This is a genomic window from Micromonospora sp. WMMD998, assembly GCF_029581235.1.
GTDB lineage: Bacteria > Actinomycetota > Actinomycetes > Mycobacteriales > Micromonosporaceae > Micromonospora.
Genome location: NZ_CP120740.1, coordinates 4966423 through 4980157 on the forward strand (window position 1 = coordinate 4966423; position 13735 = coordinate 4980157).

The window sequence follows — 13735 nt, forward strand, 5'->3', positions numbered from 1 at the left end:
CACGGGCGGCTGACGTCCGTGCTCGACACGCTCGTACCGGTGACCGGCCCCGCCCGCCGACTCGCCGCCGCGCAGCTCGCCGGCAGCGTCGGCGCCGGTCTCTACCTGGCCGGCGCGCCGGTCTACTTCCTCCGGACCGGTGACCTGACCGTCGCCCAGGTGGGCGCCGGGCTCTCCGCCGCCGCGTTCGCCGGCATCCTGGCGAGCGTCCCCGCCGGCCGGCTGGCGGATCGCTACGGCGCCCGCCGGATGTCCATCGTGTTCGTGCTGCTCCAGGCGCTCTTCGTGCTCCTGCTGCTGGCGGCCGGCCGGTTCTGGGCCTTCGTGCCGCTCGTCGCGCTCGTCGCCGTCGCCGAGCAGTCCTGGGACGTCAGCCGCGACGGCATGATCGCCGCCGCGGTCGCCGGGAGCGACCGGGTGCGCGTCTCGGCGTACCTGCGGAGCGTGTTCAACGCCGGCTTCGCGGTCGGGACCCTGGCCGCCGGCCTGGTGCTCGCCGTCGACTCGCGGGGGGCGTACGTCGGAATGCTCGCGGCCGTGGCCGCGTGCTGGGTCGCGGTCGCCGGCCTCTACCTGCTGCTGCCGGCCTGGCCGAGGCCGGCCCCGCCGGAGGGCGCGCGGCAGCGCGTGCGACCCCTCGCCGACCTGCCCTACCTGCTCGTGGCGCAGGTGAGCTGCCTCACCCGGATCGGCGAGACGATCCTGCTGGTCGGGCTGCCCCTCTGGATCGTCTCCGCCACCGACGTGCCCCGCCCGCTCGCGGCGTGGCTGACCGGCATCAACACCCTGCTGGTCGTGCTGCTCCAGGTCCGGGTGTCGCGGGCCGGCGACACCATTCCGGCCGCCGCGCGCCTCCAGCGGCTGGCGTTCCTGCTGCTCGCCGTCGCCTGCCCGGTGGCCGCGCTCACCGGCTGGCTGCCGGCGGTGCCCGCGATCGCGGTGCTGGTGCTGGTCGCGGTCCTGCTGACCTTCGCCGAACTCGGCGGTGAGACGGCGCGGTGGACCATGCAGTTCGGTCTCGCCCCGGAGCACGCGCAGGCCCGCTACGCCGGGGTCTTCCGACTCGGCCAGGCGGTCCCGGCGGTGGCGGGCCCCGCCCTGGTGACCGGCCTGACCGGCGGCCTGGGCGCCGCCGGCTGGCTCGTCCTCGCCGTGATCCCGCTGGTCGGCGCGGCCGTCAACGGCCCCGCCGTCGCCTGGGCGCGCCGCACCCGCCCGGAGCCTGCCCCCGCCTGACCCCGACCGTCACGAGGGAACCGGAATGACAGATACGACCGAGGCCGTCCGGGACGGCCGACCACGCGACGCCATCGAACTGGTGCTGCTGCACATCTGGCGCGACCACCTCCGCAACCCCGCCCTCGGCGTCGACGACGACTACTTCGCCCAGGGTGGCACCTCCCTCCAGGCCGTGCGCACCCTGTCGGAGATCCGCCGGCGCACCGGGGTGTCCCTGCCGCTGCCGGCGATGGCGCGGGCCGGCAGCGTCACCGCGATGGCCCGGCTGCTGCGCGACGGGTACGCGGACACGCCCACCCCCCTCGTGCCGATCCGCCCCGGGAGCCCCGGCGGCCCGGTGGTCGCCTGCGTGCACCCGCTCGGCGGCAGCGTCCTGTGGTACCGACACCTCGCCGACGCGCTGCCGCGCGGTCACACCTGCGTCGGGCTGCAGGCGCGGGCGCTCGACCCGCGGCTGTCACCGGACCACACCATCGGCGAGATGGCCGCCGCCTACCGGGCGGAACTGGCGTGCGCCTACCGACCCGAACAACTCGTCCTGGTCGGCTACTCGTTCGGCGGGCTGGTCGCGTACGAGATGGCGAGCCGGATGGCGGACGACGGCGAGCGGCCCGCCGCGGTGGTGCTCCTCGACACCGCCGTCACCCGCCGCGAACAACCGCCGGCCTCCCGTGCCCGCCTGCTCTGGTCCCTGGTCAACCACAACTTCGGCCTCGACCTGTCGGCGGACGAGCTGGCCGCCCTCTCCCCCGACGCGATCTGCGCGCGCATCCTCGACGAAGCGATCACCCGTGGTGTCCTGCCCCCCGGCTTCGGCCCCGACCGGCTGCGTCGCCTCGTCGAGATCTACCCGATCAACGCCGAGGCGGAGCGTCTCTACCGCCTGCCGACCTATCCCTGGCCACTGGACCTGGTCCGCCCTCGGGAGCCGCGCGTGGACGCCGAGAGCCTGGAGATCTGGTCGGAACAATGCCCGGCCGGTGTGCGCGTCCACCGCGTCCCCGGCTCCCATCTGGACCTGCTCGCCCCGTCCCACGCGCCGGCGGTCGCCGAGGTGATCGCCGGGCTGCCGTCGGAGTAGGCCACCACGCGCTCGCCTCGCACCCGTTCCTGCTCCGCGAATTGGCATCGACTGTCCTCAATGGATAACCCACTGACCTGCGGAATTGCCGTTCCCGCATTTCCGCGGGCCGGCGTGAATCGTATTCACGCCGCACCCCGAGGACGGGCGCGGGCGCGCCAACCGCGTCGAACGGCAAGAAAGTGCAGCTCAACAGGCAAGAATTGGCGTGAAGCGGCGGCCCGTCATGGCGGCTGCCACGGACATCATCGGGGCACGACGAGTTCTCTTGCCATTCGCTCCACATCGGTGTAGGAAATGTAGTGCGTTGGCGTGAATGTGGCCTGTCGCGGCTGTCGGGAAGGTTTCGGTGGCCGATCTCGATAGTGAGACGCGTGCCTTCGATATGGGAGGCCTTGACGCTCTGAGAGGAGCAGCGACGCGATGTCACACACCAGTGGCCCCCGAATGACCAGCCTCGTCACAGCCGCGGCTTTGGTGGTGGTGTCAGTCATCGCGACCGCCCCGACGGCTGCCGCGACCGACACGTGGCATTCGCACGACGACGTCTATCACTACTTCACGGTGCCGCAGTCGCAGGTCAGCGGCATCGTCGGCGGCACGCCGGCAACGCTCGAACTGGAGGCGAACATCGGCCCGAGCGGCACCTGGTCGGCGCTCGCGCTCGACCCGAGCGGTTCGAACTACGCCGCGAACGTCGGTCCGCTCGATCCCGGGCTGTACTACTACCAGTACACCGCGACCATGCAGGACAGGTCGAAGGTGTCCTTCCGCCAGCCGGACAGTCCGGTGGCGGTGACGTCGAAGCCGAACTGGAACACGTTCTTCGTGCCGGGTGAGTCGGTCGCGTGGATGGACGACATCGCCGCGGGCGGGGCGGTGGAGGAGCTGTCCTACCCGAGCGCGGCGGCGGCGGAGGACCGCACCGCCCTGGTGTGGACGCCGCCCGGCTACGACTCCGCCCGGGCCGAGGCGTACCCGGTCCTGTACCTGCTGAGCAGCGAGGGTCAGACCGCTCGTGAGTGGCTGGAACTGGGCCGGGCGAAGCAGATCCTCGACAACCTGGTCGCGGGCGGGGACGCCAAGCCGATGGTGGTCGTCATGGCTGACGTCAATTCCGCCGACCCCCGCGCCGAGCTGCTCGACGCCATCGTCCCGGCGGCACGGGCCGCCTACCACATCTCGTCCCGGCCAAGGAGTCAGGCGCTGGCCGGTGTCGCCACGGGTGCCGAGCAGGCGATGAGCATCCTCCGCAGCGATCCCGGCGCGTTCGCCTACGTCGGCTCCTTCTCCGGCTCTGTCGACGGCCCGATCACCAGGGCGGAGGCCAAGGCGATCAACAGGGGCACCACACTGTTGCGGGTATACGTCGGCAACACGCTCGATCCGTCCTACAACGACAACTACGACCTGCTGGTAAACCTGAAGAAGTCCGGAGCGAAGTTCGAGTTCGACGGCGTCAACCCCGACGACGGCGCCACCTGGGACGCGTGGCGGGAAAACCTGCGAGACTTCGCCGCTCGGCTCTTCGGACAGAAGGTCGTCCGCCACGGCGCCAGCACGGGACACCGCGCGCTGACCCGGCCGTATGACCCCCCTCGCGCCGGGTCGATCACGACCCCGCACATCGACCCGCACGGCATCGTCACGTTCGAGACCGGCACCCAGTGGGCTGACGCCAGGGACGTCACGATCTGGGGCAACTGGGCGCCGAACGGCCAATGGTTCCGGATCCCGATGAACAAGCAGCCCGACGGCCGCTGGCGAACGACGATCGGACCGCTCGACGGCTACTACTACTACCGGTACGTGGTCGACGGCGTCGACATGAAGGACCCGGCCGACACCGTCAACACCCACGTGATGGAGTCGCAGCTTTTCGTGCCGGGCAGGTCCGACGCGATGCTGGCCGATGTCCCCGAAGGCCGGGGCGGCACGGTCTCGCTGATGACCTACGACGGAGGCCAGGGCGCGGAGCGCTACGCGTACGTCTGGACGCCGCCTGGCTACGATGCCGACCGCGAAGCTGCCTACCCCGTGCTGTACCTGTACCACGGCGGGGGCCAGAACTACGGCAGCTGGCTCGAAACCGGGCGTGCGAAGCAGATTCTCGACAACAGCTACCGCAACGGGACGATGGCGCCGATGGTGGTGGTCATGCCCGATCAGAACGGCGTCGACTTCTGGACCGACCTCAGCCAGCACGTGATGCCGACCGCGGCGGAGAAGTACCACATCTCGACCGATCCGAACGAACAGGCGCTCGCCGGTCTGTCGTGGGGAGCCATGAACACCCTGGGCACCTGGCTCGGCCACCCCGGCGAGTTCGCCTACATCGGCGCCTTCTCGGGAGGTCTGCTCTCCTACCCCACCGTCGACGTCCAGGCGGTCAACGACAGCACCAGGCTGGTGCGGCTCTACTCCGGTGACGTCGACTTCACGTACACCTTCACCCAGGACTCGATGCGGTGGCTGACCTCCCAGGGCATCGAATACGAGTACGCCGGCACCTGGGTCGGACCGCACGGCTTCGACACCTGGATGGCGGATCTGATCGACTTCGTGCCGCGGATCTTCGCGCCCGGGTACCGGGTCGGCGAGGTGCGGCCACCGCTGACCGGCGACGGCTCCGACATCGTCACAGCCGGACACCCCGTGCCGGTCACGTTCACCGTGACCGACGCGGACGACGAGCCGGTCACCGACGCCCGGCCGCGCCTCTATCTCGTGCGGAAGACCGACGGTGTGGCCGGCAACCGCGTTCCGGCCACACCTGTCCGGAAGAAGGCCGACAACACCGCACGCTACAGCCCCGCAAGAAACCGGTACGTCTTCCACTGGGACACCACCGGGCTCACCCCGGGTGCCTACGACCTGCAGATCGACCCGGTCCGCGGCTCCGTTCACACCATCGCCCTGACCATCGACTGACCCCGCGTCACGCGGCCGGCGCGGGTGGGCAGCGGACGGGGAGCGGTGGTCAGTCGGGCGGGGCCATCCGGCGACGCAGTTCCCGCTTGAGCACCTTGTGGCTCGGCCCGAGCGGCAGGTCGTCGACATACCGGACCTGCCGCGGGTACTTGTGCCGGCCCAGATGCTCCCGCGACCAGTCGATCATCTCCTGCTCGTCGGGCAGGCCCGGGCCGGCCGGGTCCGCCACCACCACCGCGCAGACCTCCTCGCCGTGGCGCGGGTCGGGCACCCCGATCACCGCCACCTGGCCGACCGCCGGGTGCCGGGCAAGGACCTCCTCCACCTCGCGTGGGTAGACGTTGAAGCCACCCCGGATGATCATGTCTTTCTTCCGGTCGACGATGGTGATGAACCCGTCGGCGTCCTTGCGTCCCAGGTCACCGCTACGGAACCAGCCGTCCACCACCGCCTCCGCGGTCGCCTCGGGCCGCCCCAGGTAACCGGCGAAGACGTTGTGCCCCCGGATGACGATCTCGCCGAGCTCCCCGGTCGGCAGCAGCTCGACCCGCTCGTCCACCTCCGCGCGGGCGATCTCCACCTCCACGCCCCAGACCGGGTGCCCGATGGTCCCGGCTCGGGTGCCGAAGTGCGGCTGGTTGGTGGTGGCGGTGGGTGAGGTCTCGGAGAGCCCGTACCCTTCGAAGACCGTCGTCCGGAAGGCGGCGTGGAACCGTTCCAGCACGGCCACCGGCAGCGACGCCCCGCCGGAGACGCAGAGCCGCAGCCGGGGCAGGTCGTCCCGGTCCCGGGCGGCGTCGAGCAGCGCCACGTACATGGTGGGCACGCCGTGGAAGACGTCCACCCCCTCGCGCAGCATCAGGTCGATGGCGGCTGGCCCGGTGAACCGGCTCAGCAGCACCAGCGTCGCGCCGATCCGGAAGGTGCCGTTCATCGCCACCGTCTGGCCGAAGCTGTGGAACAGCGGCAGGCAACCGAGCACGATGTCCGTGCTGCGCGTGTCGTTGGCGTCGAAGACGTTCACGGTGGCGTTCATGACCAGGTTGAGGTGGGTGAGCACGGCGCCCTTGGGCACCCCGGTGGTGCCGCTGGTGTAGAGCACCACCGCCGGGTCCTCCGCCGACCGGGTGACGTACGACGGCAGCGGTGGCAGCGGGTGGCTCAGGTCCTCCAGGCGGGGCGCGACCGCGCCGGAGGCCGCCGGCCCGACGGTCACCAGCGGCACGCCGGCCGCCGCCGCGGCGGCGGCGCCCAGGGCGAGCTGGGAGCTGTGGCACACCAGCAGCTTCGTGCCGCTGTCGGTCAGCACGTGCGCCGCCTCGTCCACGGTCAGCAGCAGGTGCACCGGGACGAGCACCGCGCCGGCGGCGAGGCCCCCGTAGTAGACCCGGGGGAAGTCCACCACGTTCGGGGCCAGCAGGGCCACCTTGTCGCCGGGGCCGACCCCCAGCTCCCGCAGCCCGGCGGCGTAGCTGCGCGCCTCCAGCCACAGCTCGGCGTACGTCACCCGGATGTCACCGTCGACCACGGCGACCGTGTCGGCGTGCCGGCGGGCGGACTCGGCCAGCACCATGGCCAGCGACAGCGCGGTCATCGGGCCGCGCCCCGCACCAGGCGGCTGACCGTCTCGGCGACGCAGACCGGCTTGCCGCCGGCGTCGCTCTCCACGGTGACCGCGGTGACCACCTGCACGCCGCCGTCCACAGGCGACACCTCGGCCGGGGTCGCGGTGGCGCGGACCGCGCTGCCGACCCGGAGCGGGGCCGGGAAGCGCACCCGGTTGAGGCCGTAGTTGACCCCCATGGCCACCCCCTCGACCCGGTACAGGCCACCGGCCAGCGCCGGCAGCAGGGACAGCGTGAGGTAGCCGTGCGCGATGGTGCCGCCGAACGGGCCGGACGCGGCCCGTCGCGGGTCGATGTGGATCCACTGGCGGTCGTCGGTGGCGTCGGCGAACCGGTCGACCCGGTGCTGGTCGATCCGGAACCAGGGGCCGGGGCCCAGGGTCTCGCCGGTCGCCTCGGCGAACTCCTCGATGGACGCGAAGACCCTCATGCCAGGTGCCCTCCCAGCTTCGTGTAGCCGCGCAGCAGGTCGCGGGAGATGATCAGTCGCTGCATCTCGTCGGTGCCCTCGAAGATCCGGTACAGCCGGACCTGCCGGTACCAGCGCTCGATCGGCAGCTCGCGGGTGTAGCCCATGCCGCCGTGGATCTGTAGGACGCGGTCGACCACCCGGTTGACCATGCCCGCCCCGTAGAGCTTCGCCATCGAGGAGGCGTGCCGGGGGTCCATGCCCTGGTCGACGGTCCAGGCGGCACGCAGGATGAGCCAGCGGGCCGCCTCCAGCTCGGTCTCCGAGTCGGCGATCATCCACTGGACGGCCTGGTTGGTGCCGATCTTCGCGCCGAAGGTCTCCCGGGTGTTGGCGTAGTCGACGGCCATCGACAACGCCCGCTCGGCGATGCCGACGGCGTGCGACGGGATGATGTAGCGGCCCTTGCCGATCCACTCCATGCCGAGGCTGAAGCCCTGCCCGGGCTCGCCGAGGATGTTGCGCCCGGGCACCCGGACGTCGTCGAAGACCAGCGAGGCGGGGCCACCCTCGCCCATCGTCTGGATGAACTCCGAGCGCCAGCCCATCGACCGGTCCACCAGGAAAGCGGTGGCGCCGCCGTGGCGGGCGCCCTTCTCCCGGTCGGTCACCGCGATCACGATGGCGAAGTCGGCGTCGTGACCGCCGGTGATGAAGGTCTTCTCGCCGTTGAGGATCCAGTCGTCGCCGTCGCGGCGGGCGCTGAGCTTGATGTTGGCCGCGTCGGAGCCGGCGCCGGGCTCGGTGATCGCGAAGCAGCTTCGCCGCTCCCCCTCGATGGTCGGGACCAGGTACTCGCGCTTCTGCTCGTCGTTGGCGTGGAACAGGATGTTGTCGGCCTCACCGCCGAACCGGAACGGCACGAACGAGCGGCCGAGTTCGGTCCAGATCAGGGACTGGGTGACGGCCGGCAGGTCCATGCCGCCGTACTCCTCCGGGGTGGCCAGCCCCCAGAACCCGAACTTGCGCGCCTTGAGTTGCAGCTCGCGCAGCTCGCTGTGCTCCAGTCCGGGCCGGTGCGCCCGCTCCCGCCGCAGCAGTTCCTGCTCCAGCGGCATGACCTCCCTGGCGATGAAGTCGCGGGCGGTGTCGCGGATCGCCCGCTCGGTGTCGGAAAGCGCGAAGTCCATGTTTCCTCCGGGTGCTGGTCCGCCGGCGCGCCTCAGCGCGCGCCGCCATTGACGTACAGGGTCTGCCCGCTGACGTACGACGCGTCGTCGCTGGACAGGAAGGCGATCACCGAAGCGATCTCGGTCGGCTGGGCGACCCGGCGCAGCGGGGTGTGCTCGGCGACCATCCGCTGATGCTCCTCCGGGCTGCTGCCGACCCGCTGCGCGGTGGCGGCGGTCATCGCGGTGGCCACGTAGCCCGGTGCGACGGCGTTGACCGTGATGTTGTACGGGCCGAGCTCGATGGCGAGGGTGGCGGTCAGGCCCTGCACCCCCGCCTTGGCCGCCGCGTAGTTGACCTGCCCCCGGTTGCCGAGGGCGGAGCGGCTGCTCAGGTTGACGATCCGGCCGTAGCGGGCCGCGACCATGTGCTGTTGGGCGGCCTGGCTGCAGAGGAACATGCTGGTCAGGTTGGTGGTCAGCACCGCCTCCCAGTGTGGCAGGGGCATCTTGAACAGCAGCTCGTCACGGGTGATGCCGGCGTTGTTCACCAGCACGTGCAAGCCGCCGTACGCCTGCGCCACCCGGTCGGTCATCGCGGCCACCGCCGCGGGGTCGGTCACGTCGCAGCCGATGCCGACGGCCCGGCCGCCGGCCGCGGTGATCTCGCCGGCGACCGCCCGGCTGCGCTCCTCGTCGAGGTCGACCACGGCGACGGCGGCGCCCTCGGCGGCCAGCCGGTGCGCGGTCGCCGCGCCGATGCCCTGCCCGGCGCCGGTGACGACGGCCACCCGGTCGGCGAATCTGGTCACGGGTTCTCCCCTTGGCTAGAAGGCGTTGACGCCGGTGAGCGCGCGCCCGATGAGCAGTTGCTGGATCTGGCTGGTGCCCTCGTAGAGGGTGGCGACCCGGGCGTCGCGCAGGTACTTGCCGACCGGGTACTCGTCGATGTAGCCGTACCCGCCGAAGACCTGGACGGCGTTGTTGGCCGCCCGGACCGCGGCCTCGCTGGCGAAGAGCTTGGCCATCGAGGCCTCGGTGGCGAACGGCTCGCCCCGGTCCACGAGGTCGGCCACCCGCCACACCAGCAGCCGGGCGGCGGCGGTGTCCACGGCGATGGCGGCGAGCAACTGCTGCACCAGTTGGTGCCCGGCGATCGGCTTGCCGAACTGGCTGCGCTGCCCGGCGTAGCCGACCGCCGCGTCGAGGCAGCCCTGGGCGATGCCGACGCAGCCGGCGGCCACCGACATCCGGCCCTTGGCCAGGGTGGCCAGCGCCAGCCGGAACCCGCCGCCGGCCGGGCCGAGCCGCGCCGAGTCGGGCACCCGGACGGCGTCGAAGCGCAGCTCACCCGTGGCCTGCCCGCGCAGCCCGAGCTTGCCGTGGATCTCTTTGCGGGTGAGCCCGGCGACGGTGGTGGGCACCAGGAACGCGGTGATGCCCCGGTGGCCGGGCCCGCCGGTGCGGGCGAAGAGCAGGACCACGTCGGCCACGGTGCCGTTGGTGATGAACGTCTTCGCGCCGGTGATCAGCCAGTCGCCGCCGTCGCGGGTCGCCCGGGTGGTCAGCGCCGCCGCGTCCGAGCCGCTGTCCGGTTCGGTCAGGGCGAAGCAGCCGAGCGCGGTGCCGGCGCAGAGCCGGGGCAGCCACTCGGCCCGCTGCGCGGCGGACCCGTGCGCGGCGATGGCCTTGGCGACCAGCCCGAGCGACACCGAGACGATGCCCCGCACGGCGGAGTCGCCCCGGCCGAGTTCCTCCAGCACCAGGCAGTAGGAGAGGTGGTCGCCGCCGGACCCGCCGTCCTCCTCGGGGATGGTCAGCCCGAGGAAGCCCAGCCGGCCGAGCTTGTCCACGATCTCCGGGTCGACCGACTCGCGCCGGTCCCAGGCCGCGGCGTGCGGGACCACCTCACGGCCGACGAACTCGGCGGCGAGCTGACGAACCGCCGCCTGCTCCGCGGAGAGCTGAAGGTCCATACGGCATAAACTAGCGCTGCAAGTTTAAGTACGTCCAGACCCGGTTGTGGCAGAGTTGCCGCGACCGACGAGTGAGCGAGGGAGGCGTAGATGCCCCGGCCGAGGCAGGCGCTGCTCAGCCGGCAGCGGATCGTCGATGCCGCCGCCGCGCTGATCGACGCGGACGGGCTGGAGGCGTTCTCCACCCGGCGGCTCGCCGCCGAACTCGGCGTACGCGGGCCCTCGCTCTACAACCACTTCGCCACCAAGGACGAGATTCTCGACGCGGTGGCCGACAGCGTCACCGCCCAGGTGGACGTCTCCTTCTTCGGCCGCCTCGACTGGCGCGAGGCGCTACGCCGGTGGGGGCACTCCTACCGGGCGGCACTGGCCGCGCACCCGAACATCGTGCCGTACCTGGCCCGCGGGCCGGGCCGGCGGCCGGCGGCGCTGGCCATGGCCGACGCGGTCTACGGCGGACTCGCCGCCGCCGGCTGGCCGCCCGCGCGCGCGACGCACATCGGCGCGCTGATGCGCTATCTCGTGGCGGGCTCCGCGCTCGGATCGTTCGCCCGTGGCTTCGTCGAGGACCCGGGCCTGTACGGCGAGCGGTATCCGCACCTGACCCAGGCGCACCGGCTCGCCGAGCATCAGCAACGGGTGGACGAGGGCGCCTTCGCGCTCGGCCTCGACGCGCTCATCCACGGGCTCTCCCGCACCTACGAGGAGCACATCGGGCCGCTCCCACCCCTCCCGCCGGCCGATCCGGGGCACTAGAGTCAAAACTTGCAGCGCTAGTTTTCGACCACGGTAAGGGGCGCGATGGATCTCGCACGAACCGACATCTATCTCGACGGAGCCTGGGTCGCCCCCTCGTCCGGGCACACCATCCCGGTGCACAACCCGGCGACCGAGGAGCTCCTGGCCCGGGTGCCGGCCGGCACGGCCGCCGACGTCGACCGGGCCGTCGCGGCGGCCCGCGCCGCCTTCCCCGGCTGGGCCGCCACCACCCCGGCGCAGCGGGCCGCCGCCCTGGACCGCCTGCACGCGGCGCTGGCCGGCCGGGCCGCGATCGCCGCGGAGACGGTCGCGCTGGAGCTGGGCACCCCACTCAGGGTCGCCACCCGGGTGCAGGTCGGCCTGCCGCTGACGGTACTGCGCAGCTACGTCGACCTGGCCGCCCGGCCGCCCGCCGAGGAGACCGTCGGCAACTCGCTCGTGGTCCGCGAACCGGTCGGCGTGGTCGGGGCGATCACCCCGTGGAACTACCCGCTGCACCAGGTGATGGCGAAGGTGGCGCCCGCGCTGGCCGCCGGGTGCACGGTGGTGCTCAAGCCCAGCGAGCTGACCCCGCTGACCGCGTACCTGCTCGTCGACGCGATCCACGAGGCCGGCTTCCCGCCGGGGGTGGTCAACCTGGTGCCCGGCACCGGCGCCGAGGTGGGCGAGGCCATCGCCGCCCACCCGGACGTCGACATGGTCTCCTTCACCGGCTCGACCGCCACCGGCCGGCGGATCTCGCACCTGGCCGCGGACCGGATCGCCCGGGTGGCGCTGGAGCTCGGCGGCAAGTCCGCCAACGTGATCCTCGACGACGCCGACCTGGCCACCGCGGTGAAGGTCGGCGTGGGCAACGCCTTCCTCAACTCCGGCCAGACCTGCACCGCCTGGACCCGGATGCTGGTGCACCGGGACCGCTACGACGAGGCGTTGAACCTGGTCGCCAAGGCCGCCGACGGCTACCGGACCGGCGACCCGTTCGCGCCGGACACCCGGCTCGGCCCGCTGGTCTCCGCGGCGCAGCGGGACCGGGTGACCGGCCACGTGACCAGGGCGCTCACCGACGGCGGCCGGCTGATCGCCGGCGGCCCGGACGCGGTGCTGCCCGAGCGGGGCTGGTTCGTCGCCCCGACCGTGCTCGCCGACGTCGACCCGGGCAGCGCGCTGGCCCAGGAGGAGGTCTTCGGACCGGTGCTCGCCGTCATCCCGGTCGACGACGAGGAGGCGGCGGTGGCCGTCGCGAACGACTCCCGGTACGGCCTGGCCGGCGCCGTCTGGTCCGCCGACGAGGAGCGGGCCGTGCGGATCGCCCGGCGGATCCGCACCGGAGCCGTCGACATCAACGGCGCGCCGTTCAACCCGCTCGCCCCGTTCGGCGGCTACAAACAGTCCGGCCTCGGCCGGGAACTGGGTCGCTACGGGCTCGACGAGTTCCTCCAGACCAAGGCGATCCAGCGGTGAGGGCGCTGATCGCCCGAGGCGTGAACCAGCCGCTGACGGTGGAGGAGGTGGAGCTGGCGGACCCCGGGCCGGGTGAGGTACGGGTGCGGGTACGGGCCGCCGGGGTCTGCCACTCGGACCTGTCCATGGTCAACGGCACGGTCACGCCGCCGTACCCGCTGGTGCTCGGGCACGAGGCGGCGGGCGAGGTGGTCGAGGTCGGCCCCGGCGTCGACCGGGTCCGGCCCGGCGCGCACGTGGTGCTGAACTGGGCGCCGCCCTGCCGCAGGTGCTGGTACTGCGGTCGCGGCGAGCCGTGGTTCTGCGAGCGGACGGGCTCCCCCGCGACCGCCCGGGGCCGGACCTCGTCCGGCGCGCCGCTGCACGTCGCCCTCGGCCTCGGCGCGCTGGCCGAGGAGGTGGTGGTGCCGCAGGAGGCGGTGATCGACGTTCCGGCGCAGCTACCGTTCGCCACCGCGGCCCTGCTGGGGTGCGCCGTGCTCACCGGGGTCGGCGCGGTACGCCGGACCGCCCGGGTGGCGCCCGGCGAGTCGGTGGCGGTGATCGGTCTCGGCGGGGTGGGCCTGTCGGTGGTCTCCGCCGCCCGGGCCGCCGGCGCCGACCCGATCCTCGCCGTCGACGTGTCACCCGCCAAGGCCGAACTGGCCGCTGCCGCCGGGGCCACCGACTTCCTCGCCGCCGACGACGCGCTGAGCCGGGCGGTCCGGGAGCGCACCCACGGGCGTGGCGTCGACCACGCCCTGGAGTGCGTCGGCCGCGGCGTGACCATCCGCGCCGCCTGGCGGGCCGCCCGGCGCGGCGGCCACGTCACCGTCGTGGGAATGGGCGCGCGGGACGACCTGGTCAGCCTGAGCGCGCTGGACATCTTCCACTCCGGGCGGACGCTGCGTTCCTCGGTGTACGGCTCGTCCGACCCGGACCGGGACGTGCCCGAGCTGGCCCGCGCCGTGCTCGACGGCACCCTGGACCCGGCCGCCCTGATCACCGACCGGACCGGTCTCGACGGCGCCGCGGCGGCGTTCGACCGGATGGCCCGCGGCGAGGGCGCCCGTACCGTCGTGCTGCCCTGACCGCCGTCGCGCCGG

At 72.7% G+C, this 13735-nt stretch carries 11 protein-coding genes; 6 read left to right on the forward strand and 5 right to left on the reverse strand.

The genetic code is table 11. The annotated features are described in order from the left end of the window. Nucleotides 1-39 precede the first annotated feature (39 nt). The 3 genes from O7619_RS22445 to O7619_RS22455 all read left to right on the forward strand — a co-directional run bounded on the left by O7619_RS22445 (nucleotide 40) and on the right by O7619_RS22455 (nucleotide 5251). Nucleotides 40-1236, forward strand: coding sequence for an MFS transporter (locus O7619_RS22445; protein ID WP_282283258.1), 1197 nt, complete (start codon nucleotides 40-42; stop codon nucleotides 1234-1236). A gap of 25 nt (nucleotides 1237-1261) precedes the next feature. Beyond that, nucleotides 1262-2320: an alpha/beta fold hydrolase gene (locus O7619_RS22450; RefSeq protein WP_282283260.1), complete on the forward strand. Its 1059-nt coding sequence runs from the start codon at nucleotides 1262-1264 to the stop codon at nucleotides 2318-2320. Nucleotides 2321-2803: 483 nt separating this feature from the next. Beyond that, nucleotides 2804-5251 (forward strand): alpha/beta hydrolase-fold protein, encoded by a 2448-nt coding sequence (locus tag O7619_RS22455; protein ID WP_282283262.1) that lies wholly within the window; start codon nucleotides 2804-2806, stop codon nucleotides 5249-5251. Nucleotides 5252-5300: 49 nt separating this feature from the next. On the opposite strand, the gene O7619_RS22460 is transcribed toward O7619_RS22455, so the two are convergent. Genes O7619_RS22460 through O7619_RS22480 form a run of 5 tightly spaced genes read right to left on the reverse strand, consistent with a single transcriptional unit; the run spans nucleotide 5301 to nucleotide 10430 of the window. Further along, nucleotides 5301-6845, reverse strand: a complete 1545-nt coding sequence (locus O7619_RS22460; RefSeq protein ID WP_282283264.1) for a long-chain fatty acid--CoA ligase — start codon at nucleotides 6843-6845, stop codon at nucleotides 5301-5303. Then, a complete protein-coding gene (locus tag O7619_RS22465; RefSeq protein WP_282283266.1) occupies nucleotides 6842-7306 on the reverse strand; it encodes a MaoC family dehydratase in 465 nt (154 codons plus the stop codon). Before O7619_RS22465 ends, O7619_RS22460 begins: the two co-directional genes overlap by 4 nt. After that, nucleotides 7303-8475 carry an acyl-CoA dehydrogenase family protein gene (locus tag O7619_RS22470; RefSeq protein ID WP_282283268.1) on the reverse strand — a complete coding sequence of 391 codons (1173 nt, stop codon included), beginning with the start codon at nucleotides 8473-8475 and terminating at the stop codon, nucleotides 7303-7305. The genes O7619_RS22465 and O7619_RS22470 overlap by 4 nt, the downstream gene beginning before the upstream one ends. A gap of 32 nt (nucleotides 8476-8507) precedes the next feature. Further along, complete coding sequence (gene fabG, locus O7619_RS22475) at nucleotides 8508-9266, reverse strand: 3-oxoacyl-ACP reductase FabG (protein WP_282283270.1); 759 nt, start codon at nucleotides 9264-9266, stop codon at nucleotides 8508-8510. Nucleotides 9267-9281: 15 nt separating this feature from the next. After that, nucleotides 9282-10430 carry an acyl-CoA dehydrogenase family protein gene (locus tag O7619_RS22480; RefSeq protein WP_282283271.1) on the reverse strand — a complete coding sequence of 383 codons (1149 nt, stop codon included), beginning with the start codon at nucleotides 10428-10430 and terminating at the stop codon, nucleotides 9282-9284. A gap of 90 nt (nucleotides 10431-10520) precedes the next feature. Here O7619_RS22480 and O7619_RS22485 point away from each other — a divergent pair, with 90 nt between their 5' ends. The 3 genes from O7619_RS22485 to O7619_RS22495 are packed head-to-tail and all read left to right on the forward strand — an operon-like array spanning nucleotide 10521 to nucleotide 13720. After that, nucleotides 10521-11186: a TetR/AcrR family transcriptional regulator gene (locus O7619_RS22485; protein ID WP_282283272.1), complete on the forward strand. Its 666-nt coding sequence runs from the start codon at nucleotides 10521-10523 to the stop codon at nucleotides 11184-11186. Between the two features lie 45 nt (nucleotides 11187-11231). Then, the gene (locus O7619_RS22490; protein ID WP_282283273.1) at nucleotides 11232-12650 is read left to right on the forward strand and encodes an aldehyde dehydrogenase family protein; all 1419 of its coding nucleotides are present in this window, start codon (nucleotides 11232-11234) and stop codon (nucleotides 12648-12650) included. After that, complete coding sequence (locus O7619_RS22495) at nucleotides 12647-13720, forward strand: alcohol dehydrogenase catalytic domain-containing protein (protein WP_282283274.1); 1074 nt, start codon at nucleotides 12647-12649, stop codon at nucleotides 13718-13720. The genes O7619_RS22490 and O7619_RS22495 overlap by 4 nt, the downstream gene beginning before the upstream one ends. Nucleotides 13721-13735: the final 15 nt, after the last annotated feature.

What these genes read in the sequence shown, in the direction of transcription:
- O7619_RS22450 (WP_282283260.1), top strand. Translation starts at nt 1,262, where the DNA reads ATGACAGATACGACCGAGGCCGTCCGGGACGGCCGACCACGCGACGCC.
- O7619_RS22460 (WP_282283264.1), bottom strand. Translation starts at nt 6,845, where the DNA reads ATGACCGCGCTGTCGCTGGCCATGGTGCTGGCCGAGTCCGCCCGCCGG.
- O7619_RS22465 (WP_282283266.1), bottom strand. Translation starts at nt 7,306, where the DNA reads ATGAGGGTCTTCGCGTCCATCGAGGAGTTCGCCGAGGCGACCGGCGAG.
- O7619_RS22470 (WP_282283268.1), bottom strand. Translation starts at nt 8,475, where the DNA reads ATGGACTTCGCGCTTTCCGACACCGAGCGGGCGATCCGCGACACCGCC.
- O7619_RS22480 (WP_282283271.1), bottom strand. Translation starts at nt 10,430, where the DNA reads ATGGACCTTCAGCTCTCCGCGGAGCAGGCGGCGGTTCGTCAGCTCGCC.
- O7619_RS22485 (WP_282283272.1), top strand. Translation starts at nt 10,521, where the DNA reads ATGCCCCGGCCGAGGCAGGCGCTGCTCAGCCGGCAGCGGATCGTCGAT.
- O7619_RS22490 (WP_282283273.1), top strand. Translation starts at nt 11,232, where the DNA reads ATGGATCTCGCACGAACCGACATCTATCTCGACGGAGCCTGGGTCGCC.